The organism is Gammaproteobacteria bacterium (assembly GCA_016195665.1).
Taxonomy (GTDB): Bacteria; Pseudomonadota; Gammaproteobacteria; order SURF-13; family SURF-13; genus JACPZD01.
This window is the reverse complement of sequence record JACPZD010000041.1, coordinates 16,622-27,308: the sequence shown is the minus strand read 5'-3', so window position 1 is coordinate 27,308 and position 10,687 is coordinate 16,622. Positions and strand designations below refer to the sequence as shown.

Here is a 10,687-nt window from a genome sequence, read left to right as displayed (position 1 = left end):
TTGTCGTCGTCGGCGCTGATGCGGTGTTCCATTCTCGCGAGGCGGCCGGCGAGGGAGGTGAGCACGTCGTCTTCGGTGTTGCCGAAGGCGACGGCTTGCATGAGCTTTTCGAAGCTTACGGTGGGCTTTTGCTCCATGGGTCTCGAATCGGTTTTGTCTTGCTCGCAAACGCCGACGGCGTCGACGATGACGAAGTGGTCCTTGGCCTTGGCGTCGGGGGTGACGCTTTGCAGGTCGTCGGCCTTCATGACGCGCACGCCGCGGCCTTTCATCTGCTCGAAGAAGGAGCGGGATTTGACGGCGCGCATGAACATGACGACTTCCACCGCCTTGAGGTCGGTGCCGGTGGCGATCATGTCCACCGTCACGGCGATGCGCGGCATGGGGCTGGTGCGGAACTCGTTGATGAGGTCTTTCGGCTTCGCGCCGGTGGTGCGGTAGGTGATCTTCTGCGCGAAGTCGTTGCCCTTGCCGAATTCCTCGCGCACGATCTCGACGATGTTTTCGGCGTGGGCGTCGTCCTTGGCGAAGATGAGGGTCTTGGGCACCCAGGTGCGGCCGGGGAAGATTTCGGTGAACAGCTTGTCGCGGAAGGTACGGACGATGGTGCGGATCTGGTCCGGGGCAACCACGTCGCGGTCGAGCTGGTTGGGGTCGTAGCTGAAGTCGTCGTCGAGCTGTTCCCAGCGCTTCTTGCGGGTGTCGCGCTCCTGAATCTGCACCGAGTAGCCGGCCTCCACCTTGGAGCCGGCCTCGGAGATTTTGGTGCGGATGCGGTAGACGTCGTAGTTGACGTTGACGCCGTCAGCCACGGCCATTTCGTGGTTGTATTCCATCACCAGGTTCTGGTGGAAGAAGCCGAAGGTCTGCTTGCTGGGCGTGGCGGTGAGGCCAATGAGGTGGGCGTCGAAGTACTCCAGCACCTGCGCCCAGAGGTTGTAGATGGAGCGGTGGCATTCGTCGGTGACGATGATGTCGAAAGTTTCGATCGGAATGCTCGGGTTGTATTCGATCGGTTCCGGCTTCTTGAAGAGCCGGCCGAGTTGATCGCCGGATTCTTCTTCCAGGTCCTCGGGCAGCTCCCTGCCCTTCAGCATCGAATACAGGCGCTGGATGGTGCAGATGCAGACCCGCGCGGTGGTGTCGAGGGTGTTGCTCGTCAGGCGCTGAACGATGTATTCCTCGGTGAACTTGAAGTTGTTATAGGGCGAAGCGTATTGCTGAAATTCCTTGAGCGTCTGGTCGCCGAGGTTGCCGCGGTCCACCAGGAACAGCACACGCCGGGCGCCGGCGAATTTGATAAGCCGGTAGATGAAATTGATGGCGGTGTAAGTCTTGCCCGAGCCCGTGGCCATTTGGATCAGGGCGCGGGGGCGGTTTTCCTTGAGCGATTGTTCGAGGTTGTGGATGGCCGTGATCTGGGCGGGCCAGAGGCCTTCTTCCTCAAGCGGCGGCATCTTTTGCAGGCGGGCGAGGAAGGTATGGCCCTTTTCCAGATAATCGGGTGGCGGTCCCTCACCCTGCCAGTCCTGCTTGCTCTCCAGCCATTCTGCTAGCAACTCGGGGCGATGGAATGCAAACACCGGGCGCGAGCGCGGCGCGGGATCGAGGCCGTTGGTGAAGCGGGTTTCGGCGCCGGTGGATTGATAGGAAAACGGAAGCGGGTTGGCCCAACGCGGCAGACCATCGGGCAGGCCCTGGACGTACTTAGCCGCTTGGGTCTCGGCACCGGTGAGGGTCACGCCCTCTTTCTTGGCCTCGATCACCCCGGCGGCTTTGCCATCCACGTAAAACAGATAATCGGCGAAACCATGGCCGCTTTTCAGGGGGAACTCGCGAATGGCCACGCCGCGCGCGGCATGAATACTGGCTCGCGCGGCATCGCATACCGACCAGCCCGCTTGTTCCAGCAGGCGGTCGATATTCTCCCTGGCGTCTGATTCTTTTGTCATTTTCAGCTTGATTTTAAGGATTGTAACGCAATCCTGTCCGGCCGCAATTATAATAATGACATGTCTCATGGCGTCTCTGAGTATGGCGTGGTCCGGAAGCCGTTAACGAGAGGAACCGTGCATGGCTGGCGAAAAGACTTTCATCAAGCTGCCCGAACTGCATCCCGCCGCTTGGCATCCGATCGAACGGCTGCTTGCCCGCCGCCGCTCGGTGCGTGATTTCGCAGCCACGCCGCTCAGCCTGGAAGAGCTTGCGCGTCTGCTGTGGGCGGCGCAGGGTGTCAGCAGTCCCGAAGGACTCCGCACCGCGCCTTCCGCCGGGGCGCTCTATCCGTTGGAAGTGCATCTGGTCGCCGGAAACGTGAAGGGGCTGGAATGTGGCAGCTATCACTACCGGCCGCACGCGGGCGAGCTCGTGCTGACTGCCGCAGGCGACCGGCGCCAGCCGCTTGCCGCAGCCGCGCTTGGACAAGGGTGCGTGGGCGAAGCGGCGGCGGTGCTGGTGCTCAGCGCCGTGTTCGAGCGCACGACACGGAAATACGGTCAGCGCGGCATTCAGTACGTGCACATGGAAGTCGGCCATGCCGCGCAGAATGTCTACCTTGCGGCCGGCTCGCTGGGTCTGGGCACAGTCATGGTCGGCGCCTTCGACGACCAGGAAGTGAAGCGCGCTGTGCCGCTGGAAGGGAACGAAGTACCGCTTGCGCTCATGCCCTTGGGCCGGCCCCTGTGACGGCCTGAGGCGGAACCCTGATGGCCAGACGCCGGTTGTCCCATGTCATCGGCTTCGACGATGCCCCGTTCGAGCGGAGCCACCGCGGCGATGTGCTCGTCGTTGGCGCCATGTTTGCCGGTGCGCGGCTGGACGGCGTGCTGAATGGAGCCGGTCGCCGGCGTCTGCGTGCAGCGTGCCGGCCTGTCCCTGACCGAGACCGAGACGCTGCTCAAGCGATTCAGCCCGCACAGTACGATGCCGGAGCCTTTGCGCACCGCCCACCTGATCGCCGCCGGTGTCACTCTGGGGGAAAGCAGCCATAGGGTATGAGCGCTGTAACTACTCTCCCCCTATTGCAGCAAGGCGAATAGCAGCAACAAATTCATCAACAGCGAGGCGATAAATAACGCTTTCCAGTGCTCAGGGCGGATGCGCTCAAGCAGTGGTGCTTTGCGTTGGGAAAGATTATTTTGCGGAGGTGAAGTCAGGGCCGCGGCGAAATCGGCGGCGTGGGGGTAGCGTTGGTTGGGGTCGGGCGTGCAGGCCTTTTTGAGTATTTCAGACAGCCAGGGCGGCACATCCGGGTTGTAGCGACCCGGCGGGATGAAATGGCTGTAAGTAGGATGGGTGAAGGGTTCGATTTCCCCAAAGGGATATTTGCCGGTGAGCATTTCATATATGGTCACGGCGGCTGAATACACGTCGGCGCGCTCATCGGCCTCAGTGCCGGCGATGACTTCCGGCGCCATGTAGCTCGGCGTGCCGACCGGTGCGAGTGACTTGCTGCCCGTGTCCATGCGTTCGATGCGGCTTACGCCGAGGTCGAGGAGGCGCACACGGTGGTCGGTGTCTATTAAAATATTTTCCGGCTTCACATCGCGGTGAATTACGCCTTTGCGGTGCAGATGATCGAGCCCGGTGAGTATTTGCTGGGCGAGTGACAGCGTTTCCTGCACCGATAAGCCGTTTTTTCGTTTGATGCGCGCGGCGAGCGTTTCGCCGTTGTGCAAGACCATCACCGAGTAGAGCGCTGTGCGCCGCCCCGGGGGAAGAGTAATGGTCTTTACCACATACGGGCTGTCTATACGCCGGCCCAGCCACTCCTCGCGCAGGAAATAATCCACGAATGCGGTATCGTCGGCATGGCGCGGGTTGGGAAATTTCAGGGCCACGCGCTGGCCGCTTTCGCTGTCCAGCGCGGCGTATAAGGTGGACAGGCGCCCGCTGTGCAAGCGTTCACCGATTAGAAACCCGTCCACCGTGTCTCCCGTTTTCGGCAACGGACGGATGGGCAGCGCGGTTATGCTGAGTCCTATGTCGGATACGGTCTCCGGCGGGAGTTGCTGCACCCGCGCCACACAGGCACTGACGTTGTCCATACTGCCCGCCCTGAGCGCTTGCTGCACCAGAATTTCGGCGATTTCCTGCGCGCTGGAATTTTCTCCGGCAAGCCCCGCAGTAATCGTTTGGGCATCCAGCGTTTCATGCACGCCGTCGCTGGTGATGAGAAACACGTCGCCTTCCCGCAGTTCACCGCTTTGTATGTCGGCGTGGAGTTGCACATCCAGTCCGCAGGCCCGCGTGATCATGGAGCCGATATGCTCGTACAGGCGGCTGTGGTCCGCGGTGAGCTGAACGAGATGCCGGTTGCGGTACAGCCAGACACGCGTATCACCTACATGGCCGACGGCCCAGCGTCGGTTGCGCAGCACCAGGGCGGAGAGCGTGGTGGCCCGCCCCGCGGGCGGCTCGGCCAGCACGGCGCGGTTGACCGCGTCGAAGCAGTCCTTGAGCGCGTGTTCCAGAGCCAGGGTTTCAGGAGCGGCGTAGTAATCATCGCGCAATGTCTTGATCGCGCACTCGGAGGCTTCCTTGCCTCCCGCCATGCCGCCCACGCCGTCCGCGACGGCAAACAGCGCACCGTAGTCGAGATATTGACCGGTGCTCGGCGTGATCACCAGGCAACTGTCTTCGTTGGCCTTGCGCTTACCTTGTTGCGAGGAAAAGCCGGCGTCTAATACGAGTGGCACGTTGAACCCTGCCTCTTAAACTTACAGTGCATGTTGGGTTAAGCCCTTACAGGCTAACCCAACCTACATCGGCTAGTGAGCATCCGGAACAACGCCCACCTGCGGCATATTCGCCAGGCCGGTCTTGCGCGCGTGCGCCTCGAAATATTTGTTATTCCAGAAAAACGCACCGGGCATGGTGGTGGGCGTCACCAATACATAGAATAGCGCGCGCCCGACGATTTCGTGTGCGAGCGCCAGGCAGAATAAAGTTGCCCAGGCAATGAGCAGCCAACCGTCGGGCGGCATCCATACGGTAAGCAACAGCGCTACGCCGAATAATACACCGAAACTTATCCAGCGTGCGATATAGGTCTTGCCGTAGGTGGTCAGCATCTGCACGCGCGAGACGTCGGCCTCCGCGCCGCGCCGTTCCAGATAGCGCAGATGAACGGCCAGCGCCACGCCTTGCAGGAGCAAACCGGCGAGCAGGGGCCGACTCAAGAGTTGCAATAAATCGTCGATGGAATTTCCAGCCAGCCACTCCGCCGTGCCGAACACCAGACCCAGCGCGAGGCTCCCGAGTATCAGCAGCGTAGCGAAGAATGCGCCGCCGGTGTGCCAGTGATTCCAGAATGGCCGCGCCTTGATGCGGTAAATGCGCGTCATGCAATAGATGGCGAACAAGCCGAAAATCACAGCACCCGCGCTGGTTGCGACAGGTAATGCAGCGGCGAGTGACTCAGACAGCCAGGAGGCAAGTAGAGGGAAGGTCGTCACCATCGCATACGCACCCAGCAAGCCAAAAAACACGCTCAAGGCCGCCGCCTCTCGGCTCAGCCAGGAGTGGCGCAGATTGTTGAAGCCGCGGTAGAAGTAGCGCGTCTTGCCGAGATGCGAGGCCGAACTGAGCAAGGCCAGTGCTTGGAGTGCAATCAAGCCGAACAGTGTGCCGGTCCAGGCGAGCGGATGGGCCGCGGATGAGAGTGCCGCGCCGGCGGATGACAACTGCGGCAATAGCATCAACAATACAAACGCACCCACCACGAATTGCGACAACAGCGTGAACAGCACCAGCGGATTCTCGCGCGAACTCAGTTTATCAAAACCGAATTCAGGTTTTTTGCCGGTGTTGCGCACCTTGGGTTTGAATTGTTCCTTGCCTTGCTCATCGCGCTGGTAATGAATAGGCACGCCGTCGGTGCGGCGGAAATCGGCGGGCAGAGAACGTTTCTGCTGGAAGCGGATATTGGGGCGTGAGATGGAGGGATCGGGGAAACCCGGTATGCTGAGCTTGGCCTGCTCGCAGCCGCCGGGCAGTTCCTCGATCACACCGAATTCCAGCGCATTGCCCAGGCACGCGGCGACGCACGCGGGTTTCAGGCCCTGCTCCAGGCGATCCACGCACATATTGCACTTTTCCACCTGGCCCTTGACGGGGTCGAGTTGCGGCGCGTTGTACGGGCACGCCCAGGTGCAGTAGCCGCAGCCGAAACAGATGTCCGGGTCTTGCAGCACCGCGCCGTACTCGGCGTATTTGGTGTAGGCGCGCGTCGGGCAGGCCTTGAGGCACACCGGGTCTTCGCAGTGGTTGCAGGCCATGGAGACATTCACGCGCAACACATCGGGATACGATCCGCCCTCGATGTAGCCCACCTTGCGGAAGGCGAGGTGCGCGGGTAGATTATTTTTTTCCGAACAAGCCGATTCACAGGCGTGGCAGGCGATGCAGTTATCGGCGTTGAAATGGAAGCCGTGCTGCTTGTAGCGGTTGGGATTATCGGAAGTCGAGAGCTTGCCGTTGACGGTGAGCGGCTCAGCAACCAGTTCCGGGTAGGCCTGGTCCAGATCGAGCAGCGTGCCGTGCTGGCTCGCCGGAATATGGCTGCGCAGTTTTTTCAGAAAGGAATATTCCGCTGCCTGGGGTTGGGTGGTGCTCATGATCTAGTCCCTTTATTGAATGTTTTACTCACCCCTTCCCTCATCCCCGGCCCTTCTCCCGATGGGAGAAGGGAGCATGCCCCCTCTCCCTCCGGGAGAGGGTTGGGGTGAGGGAGGAAAGTTAAAAAGAACATCATTGTCGTGCACTCCTAAAACGTGCGCGCCGCGACGTTGGCGATGGCTGCGGTCTCCTGGTCGGCGATGGCCTCGATGCGCACCGCGGATTGTTTGAAGGCCGGCTGGCGCGAATGTGGATCGAGCAGGCCGAGCACCAGACGATTCACGCATTCGTGGAAGTGCATGGGGATGAACACCGCGTTCGGCGCCACGCGTTCGGTGAGCTGCACCATCACCACGGCGTCGGAGCGGCGCGACGCGACGCGCGCGTAATCCATGTGTTGGATGCCGAGCCGCTCCGCCGCGGCGGGGTTCATCTCCATATAGGGTGTCGGGCTGAATTTGTTCAGGTTGCCGATCTTGCCGGTCTTGGTGCGCGTGTGCCAGTGTTCCACCACACGCCCGCTGTTGAGCCAGAACGGATACTGCTCGTCGGGGCGCTCGTTGTTGTCGATAAACGGCAAGGGGATCAGCTTGGCCTTGCCGTCGTAGTGCTGGAACTTGCCGTCGGTGTAGATGCGCGGCGAACCGTTGGGATTGGCCTCGTTGCACGGCCACTGAAGGCCGCGATTCGTTTCGAGTTGATCGTGCGTCATCCCGGAGTAGTCGCACAGCCGGCCCTTGGACAGTTCGCGCATTTCGTCGAACACTGCGGCGGGTGTTTCCGGAAAGCGCATCTTGCGCCCCTGCTCCCAGCGCTTCGCCATTTGCGTGAAGATCCACAAATCCGGCTTCGCCTCACCCGGCGGCTCCATCACCTTGCGCACCAGGTTCACGCGCCGCTCGGTGTTGGTGAACACGCCCTCCTTCTCGCCCCACAGCGCGGCGGGGAAATATACGTGCGCGTACTTCGTGGTCTCCACGTCGGCGTAGGCATCCTGCACCACCAGGAATTCGAGTTTTTCCAGCGTCTTGCGGATGCGCGGGGTGTTCGGCATGGAACTCATGGGATTGGTGGCGATCAGCCACAGCCCTTTGATCTGGCCGGTCTCGATGGCCGGAAAGATGTCGGTCTGAAACAGGCCGCGCTTGGTGGGAAAGAAATCTTTTTCCACGCCCCAGTACTGCGCCATGAATTCCCGGTCGGCTTCTTTTTCCAGCGCGCGATAGGCCGGCAGGCCGGAGCACGAGGAGAATTCGCGCGTGCCCATGGCGTTGCATTGGCCGGTGATGGACAGCGAGGCGCCGCCGGGCTTGCCGACGTTGCCTGTGATGAGGTTGAGGTTGTTGATGCCGACCACGCCGTCGGAGCCGTGCGTGGATTGATTGATGCCCATGGTCCAGATCGACATCGCGGCACCGGCCTTGGCGTAGAGGCGCGCGACGTTGCGTATGGTGTCTTCGTCGATGCCGCAAATCTTCGACGCCGAAACCGGGTCGTATTGCGCCACCAGTTTTGCGAAATCATCAAACCCCGTGGTGTTCGCGTTAATGTAGGCGCTGTCGTGCAGACCCTCGGCGAGTATCACGTGCGCCAGGCTGTTCAGCAACACCACGTCGGCGCCGGGGTTGATGGGCAGGTGCATGTCGGCCATCTGCGCGAACACGGTCACGCGCGGATCCACCACGATGAGCGGGAACTTGCGCTTGTCGCGCGCCTCCTTCAGGCGCCAGTAGATGATCGGATGCTGCTCCGGCAGATTGGAGCCGACCGCGAGCAGGCAGTCGGTGTGACTGAAGTCGTCGTAGCAACCCGGCGGGCCATCGCTGCCGAACGAGCGCTTGTAGCCGGACACGGCGGAGGCCATACACAAGGTGGTGTTGCCGTCGTAGTTGTTGCTGCCGATCACGCCGCGCGCCAATTTGCCCAGCGTGTAAAATTCCTCGGTGAGAATTTGGCCGGTGGAGACGATGGCGAAGGCGTCGCGCCCGTAAGTCTTCTGGATGCGCTGAATCTCAGCGGCGGTGCGATCCAGCGCCTGATCCCAGCCCGCTTCTTTATATGCATCGAAAAAGTGATCGCGCATGAGCGGCGTGCGCCCGCGATTGGCGGAGTCGAACAGTTCGAACTCGAAAATCCCCTTCAGGCACAGCTTGCCCTGATTTACCGACGCGTCGCTCACGCCGCGCGCGCTGACGGCCTTGCCGTTTTTGTCCACGCCGACCTCGATGGAACAGCCGGTGGAGCAATAGCCGCACGTGGTATAGGCCCATTTTTCCACCGGCTTGGGCGGAATCTTGATCGGGTTTTTGCTATGCCGTCCGAATAACATTTATGACTCCTTACCTTGATCTTGAAATCATCTCAAACTCTTCCAAATTTCATCTCTCACCAGAGGCGCCCTCTTCAAACTTTGGCCGTCGTCACGCTGGAGGCGCCCCAGGTGGTGCGCCAGCGCGTCTTCACCATGGCAAGACCGACGAGGCCGACCAGGGCCAACCCCGCGAACAGCCAGAACCCCGCAGCGAACCCCCCCGTCATGCCCTTGGATAAACCCAGCGTCTTCGCCAGAAAAAAGCCGCCGATACCGCCCGCCGCGCCGACCAGTCCGGTGACCACGCCCATCTCGCGGCGGAAACGCAAAGGCACCAACTGGAACACCGAACCGTTGCCCATCCCCAGGGCGATGGCGCCGATAAAAAATATGCCCACCGCCAGCCACGCTACCGCGGGCAGGTCGAATAATCCCCAGCCCGCCACCTTGGAGGCAGCCATGCCCAGATCAATGGGCGCGGGACCTTCCGGCATGAAGCCGATGACGAGATAACACAAGGCCACCGTACTCAACAAAATCTGCAATGCCCTGATGCCGCCGACGCGGTCCGCCACCCAACCGCCGATCGGACGGAACAGGGAACCGGCCGCAACCACCACCGCCACCATCATGCCCGCCGCGATGCCCGAGGCGTGATACCAGTTGGTAAAATACAATGGCAGGGCGTTGCTGAGACCGACAAAGCCGCCAAAAGTAATCGAATAAAAAAACATAAACCACCAGGTATCGCTGTCCTGCAGTACCAGCGCATAATTTTTCAAGGTGACCGGAACCCGCTTGCCGGGTGCGTCCTTGGCCATCCAGGTATAAAGCAGAAATACAGTCACCACCGGGATCAGGAGAAAACCGAACACCGCCTGCCAGCCAAAGGTTTCCGCCAGCCACGGAACCAGCAAGGCGTCGAACACCACGCCGACGTTGCCGGCGCCGGCGATGCCGAGCGCGATGCCCTGGTACTCCGGCGGGTACCAGCGGCTCGCCTGCGGAATGGCCACAGCAAAGCTTGCGCCGGCAAAGCCGAGCAGCGCGCCGAATATCTCTACCTGCAGCTTGGTATCCAGACCGATCAGCCAGGCATACGCCAGCGCGGCTATGATGATTAATTGGCCGAACTGCCCGGCGCGCTTGGGTCCGATGTGGTCGGCCAGCATTCCCATGGGCACGCGCAGTAATGCGCCCGCCAGGATGGGAATAGCGATGACGGTGAATTTCTCTTCGATGCTGAGACCCAAACCCTGCGTCAGATAAAGCGACAGCGGCCCTAGCACCACCCACACCATGAAGCTCACGTCGAAGTACAGGAACGCCGCCAATAAGGTTGGCCAATGGCCGGCTTTTGCAAAGTCTTTAAAGTTCATGTGAGATGTTCTGAATTCGTCTTCATTATTTAGCATGCCTTTTTGTGATCAATCGCGCGCTGTAACGAAATACTTACCACGCCCTGCACCACCTTCACCGGATAACAGGCCGTACGGCCTTGGTCCGGCGCCACGGCCGAACCGGACTCCAGCTCGATCATCCAGTTGTGCAACGGGCAGGTCACGCGCGTGCCGTGCACGATGCCTTGCGACAACGGACCGCCCTTGTGCGGGCAGGCGTCACGCAGCGCGAACACGTGGTCATCCATAGTGCGAAACAGCGCGATGTCGCCCTGCACGGTGCGAACCACGCGCGTGCCGAGAGGCGGTATGTCGTTGAGCGTTCCGACCTCGATCCAGTGCACCGGTTTTTCCGCAA

General features: G+C 61.0%; 7 protein-coding genes and 1 pseudogene. 2 read left to right on the top strand and 6 right to left on the bottom strand.

Annotated elements, in window-relative coordinates; genetic code table 11:
• The coding region (locus HY028_12120; GenBank protein ID MBI3345574.1) for a DEAD/DEAH box helicase family protein at window positions 1–1,952 on the bottom strand (1,952 nt) is incomplete at its 3' end.
• Window positions 1,953–2,073: 121 nt separating this feature from the next.
• Here HY028_12120 and HY028_12115 point away from each other — a divergent pair.
• The gene (locus HY028_12115) at window positions 2,074–2,685 is read left to right on the top strand and encodes a SagB/ThcOx family dehydrogenase (protein ID MBI3345573.1); all 612 of its coding nucleotides are present in this window, start codon (window positions 2,074–2,076) and stop codon (window positions 2,683–2,685) included.
• 20 nt (window positions 2,686–2,705) lie between these two features.
• Window positions 2,706–2,997 (top strand): annotated as a pseudogene (locus HY028_12110) (DUF99 family protein).
• 20 nt (window positions 2,998–3,017) lie between these two features.
• On the opposite strand, the gene HY028_12105 reads toward HY028_12110, so the two are convergent.
• The 5 genes from HY028_12105 to nirD form a co-directional block, all read right to left on the bottom strand.
• The gene (locus HY028_12105; protein ID MBI3345572.1) at window positions 3,018–4,697 is read right to left on the bottom strand and encodes a bifunctional protein-serine/threonine kinase/phosphatase; all 1,680 of its coding nucleotides are present in this window, start codon (window positions 4,695–4,697) and stop codon (window positions 3,018–3,020) included.
• Between the two features lie 72 nt (window positions 4,698–4,769).
• On the bottom strand, window positions 4,770–6,617 hold the full coding sequence (locus tag HY028_12100; GenBank protein ID MBI3345571.1) for a dimethyl sulfoxide reductase anchor subunit: 1,848 nt from the start codon (window positions 6,615–6,617) through the stop codon (window positions 4,770–4,772).
• 149 nt (window positions 6,618–6,766) lie between these two features.
• Window positions 6,767–8,947 carry a nitrate reductase gene (locus HY028_12095; GenBank protein ID MBI3345570.1) on the bottom strand — a complete coding sequence of 727 codons (2,181 nt, stop codon included), beginning with the start codon at window positions 8,945–8,947 and terminating at the stop codon, window positions 6,767–6,769.
• 74 nt (window positions 8,948–9,021) lie between these two features.
• Window positions 9,022–10,308 (bottom strand): NarK/NasA family nitrate transporter, encoded by a 1,287-nt coding sequence (locus HY028_12090; protein MBI3345569.1) that lies wholly within the window; start codon window positions 10,306–10,308, stop codon window positions 9,022–9,024.
• Between the two features lie 29 nt (window positions 10,309–10,337).
• Window positions 10,338–10,673, bottom strand: coding sequence for a nitrite reductase small subunit NirD (gene nirD / locus HY028_12085; GenBank protein MBI3345568.1), 336 nt, complete (start codon window positions 10,671–10,673; stop codon window positions 10,338–10,340).
• Window positions 10,674–10,687 lie beyond the last annotated feature (14 nt).